Source organism: Flavobacterium sp. MMLR14_040 (assembly GCF_033657265.1).
GTDB lineage: Bacteria > Bacteroidota > Bacteroidia > Flavobacteriales > Flavobacteriaceae > Flavobacterium.
The window spans coordinates 99,835-119,169 of sequence record NZ_JAWVWO010000003.1 but is presented as its reverse complement, the minus strand read 5'-3'; the positions used below and the strand labels follow the sequence as shown (position 1 = coordinate 119,169).

Here is a 19,335-nt window from a genome sequence, read left to right as displayed (position 1 = left end):
AAATCCCCCCATGCAACCAACTTTATCTCAGCAGGAATTACTTAATTCTACTAATTTTTGTGTTATTGTGCCAACCTACAATAATCACAAAACGCTAAAAAAAGTGCTGGATTCTATTTTAGATTTCACTCAAAATATCATTATTGTTAATGATGGATCTACTGATGAAACAAGCGAAATTTTAAAACAATATTCGCAATTCACGCAAATTCATCATCCAAAAAATATAGGAAAAGGGCGAGCGTTAAGAAATGGTTTTAGAAAAGCAATCGAAATGAACTTCGAATATGCTATCACAATCGATTCTGACGGACAGCATTTTGCCTCTGACATTCCGAATTTTATTGCCGAAATTCAAAAAAAACCCAATTCTTTATTGATTGGAAGCCGCAACATGACACAGGAAAATGTGCCTAGAAAAAGCAGTTTTGGAAACAAATTTTCGAATTTTTGGTTTTGGTTCGAAACCACAATCAAACTCGAAGACACACAATCAGGTTTTAGATTATATCCGCTCCAATTAATTCCAAAGCAATTTTACACCAATAAATTTGAATTTGAAATTGAAGTAATTGTACGATCGGCGTGGAAAGGAATTGTAGTAAAAAACATTCCAATCCAGATTTTATACGATCCTGCAGAGCGGGTTTCGCATTTTCGTCCGTTTAAGGATTTTACCAGAATCAGTATTTTAAATACGGTTTTGGTTTTAAACGCTTTGCTGTACATCAAACCGAGAGATTTTTTTAGAAGAGCAAAAAAAAAAGGCTTTAAAAAATTCTTTCTTGAAGACATTTTAGAAAGCGGTGATTCTAATTTTAAAAAATCGGCTGCAATTGCGTTGGGCGTTTTTATAGGAATTTCCCCATTTTGGGGGTTTCAGACTGTTTTGCTCTTATTTTTTGCGACAATTTTTAAGCTCAATAAAGTCATCGCTTATATGGCATCCAATGTAAGCTTTCCCCCTTTTATCCCTTTTGTTATCTACGGTTCGCTAAAAATGGGAAGCTTTTTTGTCTCAGCAGATGCGCCATTAATCTTAGATAGTTCACTTACGCTCGACGATATTCAAAAAAATGCCACACAATATATCGTCGGAAGTCTTATTTTAGCATCCGTTTTAGCGCTATCGTCAGGTCTTTTAAGTTACATGCTTTTAAGCGTTTTTAGTTCTAATAAAAGTAATACATAGACATTTTGCCCCAGATTAAAATGATTTGAAAAGATTTTTTCGCCACGAATTTCACGAATTTACACAAATTAATTCGTGAAAATTCGTGAAATTCGTGGCAAAATAACGCAGCATTATAAAATCAATTTAATCTTGTAATCTGTGGCAAAAACAATAATAAACAATCATGCATCACTATTTCTACGCCATTCATTTATTTGTAAACCGAAGAAAATCCTTGTCGGTTTTTCTGGCCATTTTGATGCTTTTTGCTTTCGGTTTTTTTGCTTCTCAAATTAAATTTGAAGAAGATATTACCAAACTTATCCCAACAAATGACAAAGCGGATGTTACGGCAAAAGTCCTCAAACAACTTAATTTTGCTGATAAAATCACCGTCATTTTCAAACTCGATAAAAACGGAACAGACGAAGATTTAAAACAAATGGCAACCGCATTTTCAGACAGCGTTGCCAAATCTTGTAAACCTTACGTAACCGGAATTCAGGGAAAAATTGACGAAGAAAACATTCAGGAAACTATTGATTTTGTATATAATAATCTACCGCTTTTTTTAGATAATAAAGATTATGCAGCGATTCAGAATAAACTACAGAAAGACAGTATTGCTGCAACGGTTCAGGGAAATTACAAATCTATTATTTCACCTTCAGGATTTATCACCAAAGATTTTATTCTGCAGGATCCGCTGGGGATTTCATTTATCGCTTTAAAAAAATTACAACAATTAAATATTGGCGACGATTTTACGCTCGACAATGGTTTTGTGATGACAAAAGACAAAAAGAAATTATTGCTTTTTATTACGTCAAATCTTCCGTCGAGTGAAACAGAAAAAAACACCATTTTTGCGGCTAAATTAAAATCGATTCAGGATCATTTAAATCAGCAATATAAAACCAAAACGTCTATCAGTTATTTTGGTTCGGCTTTGATTGCCGTTGCCAATGCCAATCAAATTAAAAGCGATATTATTTTAACAACATCAATCGCGATGTTTACACTGATGTTGATTTTGATTTTATTTTATCGAAAGATATTCATCCCAATTATTATTTTTCTTCCCACGGTTTTTGGCGCTTTGTTTGCCGTTGCGTTTTTATATTTCGTAAAAGAAACTATTTCAGCGATTTCACTCGGAATTGGTTCTATTTTATTAGGAATCACCATCGATTATTCCATTCATATCCTTACTCATTACAAACATAACAGCGATGTAAAAACACTTTACAAAGACATTACGATGCCCGTAATTATGAGCAGTTCAACAACTGCCGTTGCGTTTTTATGTTTGCTTTTTGTAAAATCTGACGCCCTAAATGATTTGGGAATTTTTGCTGCCGTGATTGTTATGGCTTCGGCATTTTTCTCTCTTTTGATTGTGCCGCATTTGTACAAACCAAAAGAAAATAATTTTGATCATAAGAAAAATGTTATCGATAAACTGGCCCATTTTTCGTTTCACAACAATAAATTCCTGATTGGTTTTTGCGTTCTAATTACCATTGTTTGCTTTTTTACTTATAATAATGTTGGCTTCAATAACGATTTGTCTCAATTGAATTTTGTTCCGAAGGAAATTAAAGCTGCCGAAAAAGATTTGGAAGAAAGCACTAGTTTAACTTCAAAAACCATTTATGTTGCTGCTTATGGAAACAGTATGGAAGAAGTTTTGCAAAACAACAACCAGCTTTTTTCATCTTTATCTACAGCAAAACAGCAGGATAAAATTTTAAATTTCAGTTCAGTTGGCGGAATTATGCTTTCGCAGGCAGCACAAAAACAAAAAATAGAACAATGGAATTCTTTTTGGAACACCAATAAAAAAGAACTTTTAAAATCTCAATTAATTGCCGAAGGTTCAAAACTTGGTTTTAAACCAACAACTTATTCTATCTTTTTTGAGCATTTAAATTTTGATTTCAAACCAATTGCTGCAAACGATTATTTAAAAATTCAGGCGTTACAGCTAAAAGAATTTGTAACGGAAAAAAATGGTTTTTATACAATTTCAACTTTAGTAAAAGTAAAACCGAACCAACGGGATACTTTTGTAAAATCAGCTACAGCTAAAAATAATATTATTGCGATTGACCGTCAACAAATGAACGAAACGTTTTTTAGTACTTTAAAAACCGATTTTAATTCGCTGGTAAATTATTCTTTTGTTGCTGTAATTCTGATCTTGTTTTTCTTTTTCCGAAGAATCGAATTGGTCATTGTAAGTTGTATTCCGATTGCCTTAACTGGGATTGTCACCGCAGGAATTATGGGCATTTTTGGCATTCAAATGAATATCTTCAGTATGATTGTCTGCACTTTGATTTTTGGACATGGTGTCGATTTTAGTATTTTCATGACAAGTGCGCTTCAAAAAGAATATACAAACGGAAAAAACGAAATTGCGATTTACAGAACGTCAATAATTTTGGCCGTTATCACCACTATTTTAGGAATTGGCGCCATGATCTTTGCAGAGCATCCGGCACTTAGATCTATTTCTTCGGTTTCGTTAATTGGGGTTTTTGCCGCATTGATTATCACTTTTATCTTTTACCCGATTCTCTTTAAATTATTTATATCAAATCGTTCGAAAAAAGGAAATCCTCCTTTTGTTTTGCGAACTTTTATTCATGGTGTAATTTCGTTTACTTATTATGGACTTGGCGGAATTTTAATGTCACTTTTCAGCATCACCATCATGCCGATTATTCCGATAAAGGAGAAAACAAAAATGAAGGCATTTCGATATGCAATTTCAAAATTCATGAATTCAGTTTTGTATTCGAATCCTTTTCTACATAAAAGAGTCATTAATAAATACAATGAAACTTTCGAAAAACCAGCCATAATTATTGCCAATCATACTTCGTTTATTGATATTCTGGCAATGGGAATGCTAAGTCCGAAAATTATATTTTTGGTAAGCGACTGGGTTTATAATTCTCCTATTTTTGGCGGAACGGTTAGAAAAGCAGGGTTTTATCCGGTTTCTGAAGGAATTGAAGGCGGTGTTGAACATTTGCGTCAAAAAGTAAATGAAGGATATTCATTAATGGTTTTTCCGGAAGGAACCCGTTCAGAAAGCAATCAGATTAAGCGTTTTCATAAAGGTGCTTTTTTCCTTGCCGAAGAATTTAATCTGGATATCATTCCGGTTATTATTCACGGTGCTTCAGAAGCAATCCCGAAAGGTGATTTTGTTATTCATCACAGTCAGGTTACGATTTCTATTTTAGAAAGAATTGCGCCTGATAATCTTTCTTTCGGAAAAAATTATGCTGAAAGAACGAAACAATTAAGTTCCTTTTTTAAAGAGGAATACCACAAGATTCGTCAGGAATTTGAAGGTCCGGCATACTTCAGGAAAATGCTGATTCACAGTTATGATTACAAGGAAATGGAAGTCATAAAAAGTGTGAAAAGCAATCTCGAAAGTCATTTAGAAATCTATCATCGACTTAATAAACATCTTTCGGCAAAAGCCAAAATATTGCATTTAGCGAATGATTATGGGCAATTAGACGTTTTGCTGACTTTGCAGGAACCGCAGCGAAAAGTAGTTTCTTTTATTAACGACGAAGAAAAACGATTGGTTGCAAAAACAAATTATTTCCTCAAAAAAAGAAAAATCTCTTATTTAGAAAATATCGAATTGGCGTTACAAAATGAATACGATGCCGTTTTAATTTCTGATGAAAATATTGGCGATATCGAAAAAATTGCTGCTGCAACTTCTACCATTATTTTAATCGATAACTCCCGTTTAAAAAACACATTGCTTAACTTTGGTTTTTCTTCTGATTTGGAAGAAAATAATCTAATTGTATTAAAGAAAAATTAAATGAAAGAGCAGTATGATGTTGTAATTGTAGGCAGCGGTTTAGGCGGTTTGGTCTCGGCAATTATTCTGGCCAAAGAAGGTTACAGCGTTTGCGTGCTCGAAAAAAACAATCAATACGGCGGAAATCTGCAGACTTTTGTTCGCGATAAAACCATTTTTGATACTGGAATTCATTATATCGGTGGTTTAAGCGAAGGAGAAAATCTGTATAAATATTTTAAATATCTGGGCATTATCGATCATTTGAATTTAAAAAAAATGGATGATAATGGTTTTGATATTATCTCTTTTGAAGATGATGAAAACGAATATCCACATGCGCAGGGTTACGATAATTTTGTAGATCAGTTAGGTGTTTTTTTTCCGGATGAAAAAGAAAACATCGAAAAATATTGTGATAAGATAAAAGTGATCTGCGAATCTTTTCCGCTTTATAATTTGCAATGGGAAGGAAAATATGACAATGAAATCCTGGCATTAAATGCAAAAGAAACCATTGACGCTTTTACTGAAAATGAAAAACTAAAAGCGGTTTTGGCGGGTTCTAATTTTTTGTATGCCGGGATTCCGGATAAATCGCCTTTTTACGTTCATGCCCTTTCGGTAAACTCCTATATACAAAGTTCGTGGCGCTGCATTAATGGCGGAAGTCAGATTACGAAACAGCTTTTAAAACAACTCAAAAAATACGGCGGAGAATTTTATAAATACAAAGAAGTTGTAAAATTTAATGTTGAAGAAAACAAAGTAACTTCTGTAGAAATGAAAGACGGAACTCAGGTTTCTGCGTCTTATTTTATTTCGAACATTGAACCCAAAACTACTTTGAAAATGGTTGGCGAGGAACATTTTAGAAAATCTTTTTTCAGCCGAGTTCAAAGTCTCGAAGGTGTTATTTCTGCATTCAGTTTATACATTGTTTTTAAACCGGAAACGTTTAAATACATCAATCATAATCATTATCATTTTAAGAAAAGCAGCGAAGTCTGGACTTGTCATGAATATGATGAAGAATCGTGGCCAAAAGCATTTATGGCTTCTATGAATGCGTCTAAAAAGCAGGAAGAATGGGCAGAGGGAATGACTTTTATTACCTACATGAAATATGATGATGTTGCGCCTTGGGTAAATACGTTTAATACAACTGCCGAGGAAAGTGATCGTGGTGAAAGTTATGAAGAATTTAAAGCCCGAAAAGTCGAAAAGTTTCTAAAAGAAATTGAGATAAAATTTCCGGGAATTACAGAATGCATTCAGTCGATTCATACTTCTACACCGCTTTCTTACCGCGATTATATTGGCGGCAGCAATGGCAATATGTACGGTTATGTAAAAGACGCCAGCAACCCGATGAAAACATTGATTCCGTCAAAAACAAAACTGGACAATCTTTATCTTACCGGTCAAAGTATCAATATGCATGGCGTTTTGGGTGTAACAATTGGAGCGGTTGTAACGTGTTCTGAGATTGTTGGAAAAGAATATTTAGTAACCAAAATCAATCAGGCATCTGAATAGAATTAAAGAAAAATTCAAAATTCCAACTCAGCTATTAGTGTTATGAAAAACTCAAGCTTACTTTTATCCTCTATATTTTTTATACTGATACTAGTTTCTTGTGGTACCTCAAAATCAATGCATCATTTGCCGGAAATTTCGAATTATAATGCTGCAAAACCAGTTGTAACAAAACATTCAGATGTACTTTTTACATCTGGAAAAAATTCACTTTTAAAAAATAAACAAGGTCTTTGGGAATTGTATGCTGAAGGCGATCCATTAGAAATTGGACTTACGACAGGAGCTCTATCAGATTCACTTTTAAAGAAACAGGAACAAATATTTTTTGGCAGAATTGAAGATATTGTTCCTTCAAAATTTCAGCAAAATTTACTTCGGAATTTTTTAAAATGGTACAATCGAAAATTATATTTGAATGTTCCTAATGAATATCAAACGGAAATTTACGGCGTTTCGCAATATACTTCGCAGGATTTTAATAACATTGCGCCACAATATCAACGCAGTTTATACTTGCATGCTGCACACGATATTGGTCACGCTTTACAGGATTTGGCTTTAGTTGGCTGTTCGTCTTTTGCGGCTTGGGGCGAAAAATCTGAAGATGGAAATTTGATTTTAGGACGTAATTTTGATTTTTATGTTAATGATGCTTTCGCAGAAAATAAAATCGTCGCGTTTATAAATCCGAAGGAAGGTTATCCGTTTATGACTGTTACCTGGCCGGGAATGGTTGGTACGGTTTCGGGAATGAATAAGGAAGGTTTAACGGTTACGATCAATGCCGGAAAATCGAAAATTCCGATAATTGCCAAAACACCAATTTCGATATTAACCCGGGAGATTTTACAGCACGCAAAAAATATTGAGGAAGCAGTTGCAATTGCAAAAAAGCGACAATTGTTTGTTTCAGAATCTATTATGGTTGGAAGTGCACACGATAATAAAGCCGTTTTGATTGAAGTTTCTCCTGAAAAAATGGATGTTTTTGATGTCGTAAACAGCAATCAGTTAATTTGCTCGAATCATTTTCAAAGTGATGCTTTTAAAAACGATGAACGAAATTTGTCGCAAATTGCCAACAGTCATTCCAAATATCGTTATGACAGAATGCAGGAACTTTTTAGCGAAAACCCAAAAATTAATCCAAAAATAGCATCTGATATTTTGAGAAATCGAGATGGTTTACAAAATATAGCACTTGGTTATGGCAACGAAAAAGCACTCAATCAATTGATGGCGCATCACGGAATTATTTTTAAACCAAAAGAAAAATTGGTTTGGGTTTCTGCAAATCCGTATCAGTTGGGCGAGTTTGTTTGTTATAATTTAGATTCGATTTTTAAAGAAAGAAAAACAGCTCTTCCTGTTTCATTTGAAGAAGAAAACCTTAATATTGCCAAAGATCCTTTTTTAGAAACGACGGCTTTTTTAAACTATCAAAAGTTTAGAATTGAAGACCACAAAATTGATTTGTATTTGAAAAATAAAACGAAAATTCCTTTCGAATTTATTCAGAATTACCAATCTTTAAACCCGGATTATTGGGTTGTGTATTATAAAGCTGGATTGTATTTTTACGAACAGAAATATTTTCAGTTTGCGCAAAGCAATTTTGAAAAAGCATTAACCAAAGAAATTACAACTGTTCCTGATAAAGAAGCAATTGAAAAATATTTAAAAAAACTCAAAAGAAAATGAACACGATTCCAACAATAGAGAAGGATTCTTTAGAACAAATTAAAAATTTTCAAGAGCAGAAATTAGCCGAGCTTTTATCTTATATCAGTCAAAATTCTCCTTTTTACAAACGTCTTTTTGCCGGTCAGAATATCGATATTTCTAAAGTTAAAACGCTGGAAGATTTACAGCATTTACCTGTAACAACAAAAGAAGATTTACAACAATATAATGATGATTTTGTGTGTGTTCCGCAGCATAAAATTATCGATTATGCCTCGACTTCAGGAACTTTGGGCGATCCGGTTACTTTTGGTTTAACAGATTCTGATTTGGATCGACTGGCTTATAACGAAGCAATTTCGTTTGCCTGCGCCGGAATTGCAGAAGGCGATGTGGTACAATTAATGACAACAATTGACCGAAAATTTATGGCTGGTCTGGCTTACTTTTTAGGATTAAGAAAACTGCAGGTTGGTGTTATTCGCGTTGGTGCGGGAATTCCGGAATTGCAATGGGATTCTATTTTAAAATACAAACCTTCTTATTTAATTACGGTTCCTTCTTTTTTATTGAAGTTAATTGAATATGCTGAAGCACACGGAATTGATTATAATAATTCAAGTATAAAAGGTGCCATTTGCATTGGCGAGTCATTGCGCAATCAGGATTTTTCGATGAATACTTTGTCTAAAAAAATCACTGAAAAATGGAATATTCAGTTATTTTCGACTTATGCTTCTACAGAAATGAGTACTGCTTTTACAGAATGTGAACATGGTATTGGCGGCCATCATCATCCGGAATTAATTATTATTGAAGTTTTAGATGAAGAAAATAATCCGGTAAAGAACGGCGAAATCGGCGAATTGACTTTTACTACTTTGGGTATTGAAGCCATGCCTTTATTGCGTTTTAAAACCGGAGATATTGTACAGCTTCATAATGAACCTTGTGCATGCGGAAGAAATACCGTTCGTGTTGGTCCGGTTGTGGGTCGTAAAAAGCAAATGATAAAATATAAAGGAACAACACTTTATCCACCAGCGATGAATGATGTTTTGAGCGACTTTGATAACATCGAAAATCATATTATCGAGATTTCTACAAACGATTTAGGAACAGATGAAATCCTGATAAAAATCGCTGCCAAAAATCAAACGCCTGAATTTCTACAAGAAATAAAAGATCACTTCAGAGCAAAATTAAGAGTAACTCCAAAAATAGAATTTGCTCCAAAGGAAATATTAAATCCTTTGGTTTTTAATCCGATGAGTCGAAAACCAATTCGCTTTTTTGATTACCGAGTTCAATAAAAAAAGGTACAAAGTTGCAAAGGTTCAGAGCAACAAAGGTTTGTAAAAGTCTGAGATAAAACTTTGAACCTTTGTTGCTCTGAACCTTTGAACCTCAATTTGGTACAAATTGAACTAAATGTTGTAATTTTGCACAAAATATTGAAGATGGTCAAGATTGGCAACATAGAATTACCCGAATTTCCTTTATTACTCGCACCGATGGAAGATGTGAGCGATCCGCCGTTTCGCAGATTATGCAAAACGCATGGCGCTGACATGATGTATTCTGAATTTATTTCTTCGGAAGGATTAATTCGTGATGCTATCAAAAGTCGAATGAAGCTGGATATTTTTGATTACGAACGTCCGGTTGGAATCCAGATTTTTGGTGGTGATGAAGAAGCAATGGCACTTTCGTCTAAAATTGTTTCTACTGTAAAACCGGATTTGGTTGATATTAATTTTGGATGCCCCGTTAAAAAAGTAGTTTGTAAAGGCGCCGGAGCCGGAGTTTTGAAAGATGTCGATTTGATGGTGCGTTTGACAAAAGCCGTTATCAGAAGCACTGATTTGCCTGTAACAGTAAAAACGCGTTTGGGCTGGGATGATAGTTCAATTAATATTGATGAAGTTGCAGAAAGACTTCAGGATATTGGTGTTCAGGCTTTGACAATTCACGCCAGAACCCGCGCGCAAATGTATAAAGGCCACGCCGATTGGTCGCATATTGCACGTGTGAAAAATAACCCGAGAATCACCATGCCAATTTTTGGAAATGGCGATATCGACAGTCCTGAAAAAGCATTAAAATATAAAAACGAATACGGAATTGACGGTATCATGATTGGTCGCGCCGCGATTGGTTATCCGTGGATTTTTAACGAAATCAAACATTTCTTTAAAACCGGAGAACATTTGCCTGCACCAACGGTTATTGATCGTGTCGAGGCCGCCAGAAATCATTTAATGTGGTCGATGGAATGGAAAGGTGAACGTTTAGGAATTGTTGAAATGCGACGTCATTATACCAATTATTTTAAAGGAATTCATTCGTTTAAAGAATACAAACAAAAACTCGTTACAACCGACGAACCTGAAAATCTTTTTGCTATCATGAAAGAAATTGAACAGGTTTATGCGGGATATGAGTTTGTTTAAAATAATAGCGTAATCTTTGTCAAAGTTTGAAACTTTGACAAAGATCTAAATGCAAAAGACCTTCAAATGAAGGTCTTTCTTGTATTTATTAGTAACGTTCAATCTTTGTTGAGTTACTTGCGGAGATTCTTCGTTCCTCAGAATGACAAAGCATGCTTGAAATAAAATTTATACTTGAATACGTTTCCACTTCCCTCTTTTATAAAAGAAAATTCCCGCTAAAGTTATAGCCGTTTCGGCAACCGGAATTGCGATAAAAACTCCTGTTGGTCCCATATTAAAATGTTTCGCTAATACGTATGCTAATGGGATTTGGAACAACCAAAATCCAAAGAAATTAATTCCCGTTGGCGTCCAGGTATCACCTGCCCCATTGAAAGTGTTTATTAAAACCATTCCAATTCCGTAAAAAATAAATCCTACGCTCATAATTTGTAAAGCTTCTACTGCGACTGTTCGGACCATTTCATCATTCGTGAAAAAGGAAATAATATATTTTCCAAAACATAAGGTAATAACCATAATGGTTGCCATAAAAATCACGTTGTATTTTGCTGTTGTGAACACAGATTTTTCGGCACGCTCGATTTGTTTGGCTCCTAAATTTTGCCCGACCAAAGTTGCGGCGGCATTACTTAACCCCCAAGCCGGAAGAATGAAAAACATCATAATTCTCAACGCCGTTTGATAGCCCGCAGATCCATGATCACCTCCGGTTGTTGCTACTAATTGCGCCAGGAAAATCCAGCTGCAGGATGCTATTACAAATTGTAAAATTCCCGGAGCTGCAATTTTTACTAATGCTTTTATCTGCTTAAAATCTGGTGCGAAATACGCAATTTTGATTTTTAAAACATTGTTTCCAGAAAACAAATGATACACTTGGTATAGTACTCCAATACTTCTTCCTAAAGTTGTAGCCAAAGCAGCGCCTGTTAATCCAAAAGCAGGAATTGGTCCAAAACCGTTAATCAATATTGGACATAAAATAATGTTGCAAATATTGGCCAGCCACAAACTTTTCATGGCAATTGCTGCGTTTCCTGCCCCGCGAAATATTCCGTTAATTAAGAATAAAAGCATGATACATAAGCTTGAACCAATCATGATTTGTGTGAAACGATAACCGTGTTCTGCAGCATCTGCGGACGCTCCCATTAACATCAATATATCTTTAGCATAAATAACTCCAAAAATGCTCATTACACTATTGACTGCAAATGCAATAATGATCGACTGCATTCCTGCTTTTGCCGCCGCGACTGGATCTTTTTCTCCAATACGTCTTGCTACAACTGCGGTTGCCGCCATGCTCATTCCAATTGCAAGGGAATATATAATCGTTAAAACAGATTCTGTTAAACCAACTGTTTGAATTGCAAAACTGCTGTGCTCTAAATGTCCGACGAAATATAAATCGACTAAAGCAAAAACAGATTCCATCATCATTTCTAAAACCATCGGAATGGCTAGTAAAATGACTGCTTTTTTGATACTTCCGGCGGTATAATCAAAAGATTCATCGCCTTTTAATGCTTGTGTTAATGTGGTAAAAATTTTAGAAAATAAACTTCTCTTTATTGTAGTTTCTGTCATGATAGTTAGGATAAATGATAAGACTAGCCCAGATACACTATATCTGAACTCAAGAAAATAAACGTAAGTATCCTAATTCTTTGTAAGAAATAAATTAGGATTAAGCAGAAACAATCATAAGGCTGTACTTTTGAGAGGATAAATATAGGTAATATTTTTAGGAAGAAGTATTAATCTAATAAGTTTTTGCTTACGCGACTGCTGGCAATTAAAGAAGCTACAAAACCAAGGGAAACAATTGTTGTCATAACAATCAATACATTTTCCAGACTAAAAACAACCGGATATGCTAAAGTTGGCGTGATCATAATCAACTCGTATTGCTGTTGTAACAGTACCAAAATGATTCCTAAAACAAGACCAACAATTCCTCCAAAAACACTTAGCAAAGTTCCCTGCAGCAAAAATATTTTTCGGATACTCTTAATTTCTGTTCCAAGATTGAAAAGGGTTTTTAAGTTTCCTTTCTTCTCTAAAATCATCATAATTAATGCTCCAACCAAGTTAAAAAGTGCCACGATAATTACTAAGGTAAAAATCAGGTAAACCACAATGTTTTCGGTATTGAGCATTTTATATAGAGACTCATTTAGTTGTGCTCTATTTTTTAAAGTGATTTTGTTTTTGAAAATTTCATCTAGTTGAGTTTTGATTGCGCTTTCATTTGCATTTTCTTTTAAATGAAATTCAATTCCCGAAATTTGATTGGGTTTATACATCAGTAATTCCTGTGCTAAACTTAAATCAGCAAATACATATTTAGAATCTAAATCTTCGCTGATGGAATAAATTCCAACCGGTAAAACATCAGTTTTATTAAATGCTTCTTCAGGGTTTTCAAAAGCTCCTTTTCCGGGTTTTGGAGCAAATATCTGCAGCGGATTTTCGAAATCTAAAATTCCCATCGAGAAATCTCTGGCAATTCCATAACCCACAACAACCTGATACGTTTCAGGCTTAATCCATTGCCCGTTAAAAAGTTTTTTGTTGATGTCATTTACCACAGGATAAAGACTATCAACTCCTTTTAAATACGTAACCTGTTGTTTGTCTTTAAATAAAAACAAAACACGTTCTTCAATAATTTTGGTATACGAAGCAACTCCGTCAATTTTCTTAAGCTGTTTATCCTGATCCGGGGTTATCAAAAATGATTTTCCAATTGTGCTTGTCATTTTTAAATCAGGATCTATTTCGTTTGTAAACGAAAGACTGAAGACTTTTAATCCGCTAAAAACAGATAAAACCACAAACAGAGCCATTGTACCAACTATAATTCCTAAGCTGGCTATGCGATTGATAATATTAATAGCATTGTTTTTACTTCTGCTAAAAATGTAACGTTTGGCTATGTAGAGGGGGAAATTCAATTTATGATTTTCTTCTTTTATCTAAAAGATCACGGTTTTCTATTGGGTTTTCTCTGTTTGATAAAGCATTATCAATTTTCTCAATATAATCTAATGAGTCATCGATAAAAAATACCAGGTTTGGTACACGACGCAATTGCAAACGTACACGTTGTGACAAATCATGCTTAATTAATGTGGTATTAGATTTTATTCCTTCTAAAGTTTCCTTCGCTTTATCCTGAGGAAAAATGCTTAAATAAACCGTTGCCACAGATAAATCTGAAGTAACACTAACTTTGGATACCGAAATTACCAAATTACTAATTCCGTTTTTTCGCACTTCACCTTGCAAAATATCAACCAAATCTTTTTGGATGACACCGCCTATTTTTTTCTGTCTATTTGTTTCCATAATGCAAAAATACTATTTTTAAATTTCATCAATGCAATTTTCAAATGAACAATGGGATGATTTTTACATTCTTATCTTCTTTATTTCAAATTTCAATCTTTTACATCAAAAAAACCAATAAATCATCTAATTGGTTCATTGTTTGGTGATGATAAAAATCATGTTATTTATGAGAATTATTCTACATCTTTGATAGAATAATAAATTCTTTAACTATGAAAAAGCGAGAACCAATCAGTCATATTATGACTAAAACCGTAGTGACTGCAAATGAAAATGACGACTTAAAAACCGTTGTTGAACAATTAAGGAAAAATGCTATTCGACACATTCCAATTGTGAAAGGCAAAGAAGTTGTGGGAATTATAAGCCGAACAGATATCAACCGATTGACTTTCGGCGCTTTGTTTGAAGGACAGGAAGGTGCAGATGAAGCCATTCTTGACATGCTTACTATTTCTCAGGTTATGACTTCAAAACCCAAAACCGTTTCATCTGAAACTATAATTAAAGATTTGGCAGAAATTTTTGTGAAAGAAGATTTTCATGCTTTGCCGGTTGTAGATAATGGCCAGCTTAAAGGAATTGTCACAACTACAGATGTTGTAAAATATTTTCTTGAACAATACGCTAATTAAATAATTATAAAAAAGGGAGCTAATTGCTCCCTTTCTTTTATCTGTTTTGTAACCATCCTTCCGGATTATTATTTGATGTATTTTGAAGAATCAAAAACTTAATAATTGTTTTTCCAGTGTCTCCACTTGTTCTTACTTTTCCAATACTTTGTTTAACTTTTACTTTGTCACCTTGTTCAACAGATACCTGACTTAGATTTTGATATACTGTAAAGTAATCTCCATGCTGAATAAAAACAGCTTTATTTACAGGCGACAAGGCTATAACTTTTGATACTACTCCCTCAAATACTGCGCGCGCATTTGCTCCTTGTTCTGTAGTAATCTCTACTCCAGAATTATGAACAGTCAATGTTGGATATACTGGATGTGGCTGATCTCCGTAGCCAAGAGATATAAATCCTTTCTCTACCGGCCAAGGCAGTTTTCCTCTGTTTGCTTTAAAATCGGCAGCTAAAATTTTACCTTCCGGGGTTAATGTAATTCTATCTGATGAATAACTTTTAGGTGCTGCGGCCTCTGCTTTATCTGCTTCGCTGGCTTTACCTTCTGCGATTCTTTTACGTCTCTCTTCTTCTGCCCGTTGATTGGCTAATCTAATTTGTTCACGGATAAGATCCTTAATTTTTGCGTCAATTCTTTTCGATTCCTGCTGTTTAGATCTTGTATCGGCAATAATTTTATTTTTGTCTTTTTTAATTTCGTTAACCAATTTTTGCTGTTCTTTCTTTTCAACTTCTAAGCTTTGCTTTTCTTTTTCGTTTTCAGCAATAATTTTTTTCTTAACTTTTCTTTGTCCGTCCAGTTTGGCATTATAATCAACTAATTCATTGGTTTTTGACTCAATTTCTAAACCTTGATTTTTTCTGAAATTGGTATATTGTTTTAAATATTGTGCTCTTTTATAAGCTTGTAAAAAACTTTCTGAAGACAAAATAAACATTGCTCTGCTTTGTTCAGAGCGGCTTTTGTACGATTTTAAAATCATTTTGGCATAATCTTCTTTTAAAATAGCCAATTCTCTGTTTAGTTTATTAACCTTCAATTGGTTAATATACATATCGTTATTTAAGATCTTTTCTTGCTTTGCCGTTGTATTAATAAGTTTTTCTTTCAGCTTAATTTTATTTGCCTGAATTAAAAACACATTTACTGCTGATTTTTCTTTTTTCTTTACAGATTGCAACATTTTTTCGTTGTCTCTAATTTCCTGCTGAATCTGAGCTTTTCGCTGTTCAAGTTTTTCTTGCTGCGAATCCTGTGCCCATCCAAAAGTTGTGGCACATATAAAAATTAGGCTGAGGAGAAATTTCGGCATGTTTATCTTTTTCTTTTTGCAAATTTACTTAATTAAAACTTTCTTATAACCACCAGGGACGCTATAAGGGAAAGAAAGTTCTTCATTAAACGAAATATTATTGTAATTTAAATTGATGTCTGTTTTTCCTTTTGGCTGAATCGCGTTTATTTCAATACTTGTTGGAAGCGTTCCCTGATCAAAAACTTTAGCATCAGCATATTTAATCTCTAACATAATATTTTCTGTTGCCTGTGAAATTTGTTCCTTTTGAAGCAAATATTTTTCAGGCTCAAGAAAGAAAGTTTTTTTTAATTTAGTGTCTTTTTCATCTTCCAATCGAATAAGATTTTCTACAATTGTTTGTGTATATTTTCCTTTTCTTAAATCGTCAAGAGCTTCTCCAACCAATAAATTCTGTACTTTGCTATAATCCAGTTCTGTTCCCAGCCATTTGCTTAAACTGGTAAAATCTCCATCGTAATAAGTACTGTTTATTTTTTCGTAATAACTTACACTTGTTGGTGTAATCAATGCTTTTGCCATTGTGATTCCAAGAAAACGAACGCTTATTAAAATCTGTTTATCTTTTTCAATTTTAATTTCGGCAGTAACATTCTGACTTTGTTTTTCATCTACATATCTTGCACCTGCTTTTATATATAATGTTTTGAAATCTAGTTTATTGTCGTAATGTTTCTCTACTACTTTGTTATCCGTTTTTGGTGCAGCTTCTGTCTTATTGTTTTGTACCGCAACAGCTTTAGATTTACAGGAAATCATAAAAACTGATACCAATACAAATGCTATATATTTTTTCATCTTGAATTTTTCTTTACTTTTTTTTCTTTAATAACTCATTTGCCTTCAAAAAGTATTCCTCTTTTTTCCTGGCGTCTCCCAATCCATTATAAGCTTCTCCTAACTGAAAATTAAAATTTGCTTCAAGCTTAAAATCATCAACCACATAATCCAATCCCATTTCTAAAACGGTTTTCGCATTTTTAAATTGCTTCAATTGATTACTTCCCATTCCGGCAAAATAATAAAATTGCGGCTGACTCGGATAAACTTCAATCATCATCATCGCTCTTTTTGTCAAAGGTTCAAATTGTTTTACCTGTGTGTAAGCATCAAGCAAAAGCAAATTTGTTTCACGATCTGTATCTGAATTCGCTTTTAAATCTTTTTCATAATATTTAATTGCATTTTCAAACTGATTTTTGCTATGATAAAATTTACCTATTTCTTTCGCAACATCAACATTTGGATCATTATCAAAATAACCAATTGCTTTTTCTAAAGCCGGCGCATATTGCGGATTTTTATTTGTATAAATCAAAAACTCATTTAGTGTTCGATGTTTTATTTTCGAATCAATTTTTGAGCTTACCAAAATTATATTCATCGAATTAATCGCTTTGTCTGCCTGATTAGCATCTAAATAAACTTTAAACAAACTTACCTGTGCCCATTCTGATGATGGAATTTCTTTTGCCAATTGTTTTGCAACATCCAAAGCTTTATCCGTTTCATTTGATTTTGAATACAAAGAAATCAGATCTATATAATTGGATTCTTCTTTCGGATTTTTTTTAATCTGATCAATTAAATTCGAAGCCTCTGCATTTTGATATTTTCCCTGAGATAAAATTTGCATTTTATAACGATCTCGATCTTCAGATTTTCCAAATTTATCGTTCATTTCATTAATCGTTGTAAGCGCTTTGTCATATTGATTTGAAATCATATACAACGAAATTAAATCATCTTTATATTCTTCGTCAAACGGAATAATTTTTTGAATTGTTTCGATTGCCAAAGGATAGTTTTTGGTTTCGTAACTTACATCGTAAATTCCCAGCCAGTACCATTTGTTTTTTGGATCTAATTGTGTTGCTTTTTCAAAAGAACTTTGGGCATTACCATAATCTTTTAAAGACAGGTAATTTTTACCTAATTCAAAATAAGCTACGGCATCATTAGGCTTTAGTTTGATACATTTTTCTAAAGATACGATCGCTTTATCGTAATTTTCAATTCCTTTTTGTTTCAATGATTCATAAAAAGAGTCCTGATACTCATCTGTTGCCATAGCAATATCTTCCGGATTGGTTTGCGCCATAACCGAAAATGCATTGCTGAACAAAGCGAATACTAAAATTACTAAAACTCTTTTTTTCATCATTTACATAATTTCTTTTTAAATTATTATTCTAAAACAGAATAATCGCCAATGCTAATACTTGTGAACTTACCATCGTAACTAACGTGGTTTCCGATCATTGCATTGTCCAAGTTAGCATTTTTTATTTGTGAAAAAGTTTGTACCAAACTGTTTTTAATAATACTATCAGTTACATGGCATCCATTTCCTAAAGACACGTTTGGACCAATTGTTGTGTTTTTCAACACTACATTTTCGCCAATAAAACAAGGTGGAATAATCGTTGAGTTATCTAAAGTTACGTTATAATCTACTAAATGCTCACCATCGTTATGTAAAAATCCTAACATTCTGCTGTTAGTTTCTACAGTTACATCTTTGTTTCCGCAATCCATCCATTCATCTACGCTTCCGGTTTTAAAAACTTTTCCGTTAGCCATCATTGCTTTGATTCCGTCATTAATTTGATATTCACCGCCATTCTGAATATTATTATCCAAAACACTCTGAAGTTCTTTTTTCAAATCGCCAACTTCTTTAAAATAATAGATTCCGATAACCGCTAAATCACTTACAAATTCTTTAGGTTTTTCGACCAATTCTACAATTTCGTTGTTGCTGTTTAATTTTACAACTCCAAATGCTTCAGGTTGCTCTACTTGTTTTACCCAAATTACAGCATCTGCAGAAGGATCTAATTCAAAATCTGCTCTTATCAAAGTATCCGCGTAAGCGATAACTGCCGGACCAGATAAAGATTCTTTGGCACACATAATAGCATGACCCGTTCCTAAAGGTAAATCCTGACGATAAATAGAAGCTTTTGCTCCTAAACTTCCCGCTAATTCTTCTAAACTTTCTACAAGATCATCTCCAAAAAAAGCAGGATCTCCCAAAATAAAAGCAACTTCTTCGATTGGTTCTTTTAATATTTTGGCAATATCTTCAACTAAACGATGTACTATAGATTTTCCCGCAACCGGAATTAATGGTTTTGGTACTGTTAATGTATGTGGCCTAAGTCTTGATCCGCGACCCGCCATTGGAACGATTATTTTCATTTTGAATTATTTTAATATGGGAAGATTTTAAATCTTCAGTTTGGTTAGTTCAAATTAAGTTACGGTAAAATTAAGTTTATCTAAAATTTTTACCGCAAAGTTAGCAATCCCCATAACTA

14 protein-coding genes are annotated in these 19,335 nt (G+C 33.6%); 7 read left to right on the top strand and 7 right to left on the bottom strand.

Annotation, left to right across the window (positions count from 1 at the left end; translation table 11 throughout):
- Nucleotides 1-10 precede the first annotated feature (10 nt).
- The 6 genes from SD960_RS05695 (at nt 11) to dusB (ending at nt 10,693) form a co-directional block, all read left to right on the top strand.
- Nucleotides 11-1,192 carry a DUF2062 domain-containing protein gene (locus SD960_RS05695; protein ID WP_318801381.1) on the top strand — a complete coding sequence of 394 codons (1,182 nt, stop codon included), beginning with the start codon at nt 11-13 and terminating at the stop codon, nt 1,190-1,192.
- A gap of 166 nt (nt 1,193-1,358) precedes the next feature.
- Nucleotides 1,359-5,036, top strand: coding sequence for a 1-acyl-sn-glycerol-3-phosphate acyltransferase (locus SD960_RS05690; RefSeq protein WP_318801380.1), 3,678 nt, complete (start codon nt 1,359-1,361; stop codon nt 5,034-5,036).
- Nucleotides 5,037-6,554: an NAD(P)/FAD-dependent oxidoreductase gene (locus SD960_RS05685; protein WP_318801379.1), complete on the top strand. Its 1,518-nt coding sequence runs from the start codon at nt 5,037-5,039 to the stop codon at nt 6,552-6,554.
- 42 nt (nt 6,555-6,596) lie between these two features.
- The gene (locus SD960_RS05680; protein ID WP_318801378.1) at nt 6,597-8,258 is read left to right on the top strand and encodes a C45 family peptidase; all 1,662 of its coding nucleotides are present in this window, start codon (nt 6,597-6,599) and stop codon (nt 8,256-8,258) included.
- Entirely contained in the window at nt 8,255-9,553 is a 1,299-nt protein-coding gene (locus tag SD960_RS05675; RefSeq protein WP_318801377.1) for a phenylacetate--CoA ligase family protein, read from the top strand. The genes SD960_RS05680 and SD960_RS05675 overlap by 4 nt, the downstream gene beginning before the upstream one ends.
- Nucleotides 9,554-9,700: 147 nt before the next feature.
- Nucleotides 9,701-10,693: a tRNA dihydrouridine synthase DusB gene (gene dusB / locus SD960_RS05670; RefSeq protein ID WP_073394480.1), complete on the top strand. Its 993-nt coding sequence runs from the start codon at nt 9,701-9,703 to the stop codon at nt 10,691-10,693.
- A 168-nt stretch (nt 10,694-10,861) separates the two neighbouring features.
- Here the strand turns inward: dusB and SD960_RS05665 are convergent, their stop codons facing one another.
- The 3 genes from SD960_RS05665 to rbfA all read right to left on the bottom strand — a co-directional run bounded on the left by SD960_RS05665 (nt 10,862) and on the right by rbfA (nt 14,053).
- Complete coding sequence (locus SD960_RS05665; RefSeq protein WP_318801376.1) at nt 10,862-12,289, bottom strand: MATE family efflux transporter; 1,428 nt, start codon at nt 12,287-12,289, stop codon at nt 10,862-10,864.
- Nucleotides 12,290-12,459: 170 nt separating this feature from the next.
- Nucleotides 12,460-13,659, bottom strand: coding sequence for an ABC transporter permease (locus SD960_RS05660; protein ID WP_318801375.1), 1,200 nt, complete (start codon nt 13,657-13,659; stop codon nt 12,460-12,462).
- Between the two features lies 1 nt (nt 13,660).
- Nucleotides 13,661-14,053, bottom strand: a complete 393-nt coding sequence (rbfA, locus tag SD960_RS05655; RefSeq protein WP_318801374.1) for a 30S ribosome-binding factor RbfA — start codon at nt 14,051-14,053, stop codon at nt 13,661-13,663.
- Nucleotides 14,054-14,268: 215 nt separating this feature from the next.
- Between rbfA and SD960_RS05650 the strand changes: the two genes are divergently transcribed.
- Entirely contained in the window at nt 14,269-14,691 is a 423-nt protein-coding gene (locus SD960_RS05650; protein ID WP_318801373.1) for a CBS domain-containing protein, read from the top strand.
- Nucleotides 14,692-14,728: 37 nt separating this feature from the next.
- Here SD960_RS05650 and SD960_RS05645 read toward each other — a convergent pair whose 3' ends face one another.
- From SD960_RS05645 to SD960_RS05630, 4 genes are read right to left on the bottom strand one after another with little or no spacing between them, the layout of a single operon-like run.
- Entirely contained in the window at nt 14,729-16,009 is a 1,281-nt protein-coding gene (locus SD960_RS05645; RefSeq protein WP_042564859.1) for a murein hydrolase activator EnvC family protein, read from the bottom strand.
- A gap of 24 nt (nt 16,010-16,033) precedes the next feature.
- Nucleotides 16,034-16,810, bottom strand: coding sequence for a DUF4292 domain-containing protein (locus tag SD960_RS05640; protein WP_318801372.1), 777 nt, complete (start codon nt 16,808-16,810; stop codon nt 16,034-16,036).
- A 13-nt stretch (nt 16,811-16,823) separates the two neighbouring features.
- Nucleotides 16,824-18,173, bottom strand: coding sequence for a tetratricopeptide repeat protein (locus SD960_RS05635; RefSeq protein WP_318801855.1), 1,350 nt, complete (start codon nt 18,171-18,173; stop codon nt 16,824-16,826).
- Nucleotides 18,174-18,199: 26 nt separating this feature from the next.
- A complete protein-coding gene (locus SD960_RS05630) occupies nt 18,200-19,216 on the bottom strand; it encodes a sugar phosphate nucleotidyltransferase (RefSeq protein ID WP_318801371.1) in 1,017 nt (338 codons plus the stop codon).
- Nucleotides 19,217-19,335: the final 119 nt, after the last annotated feature.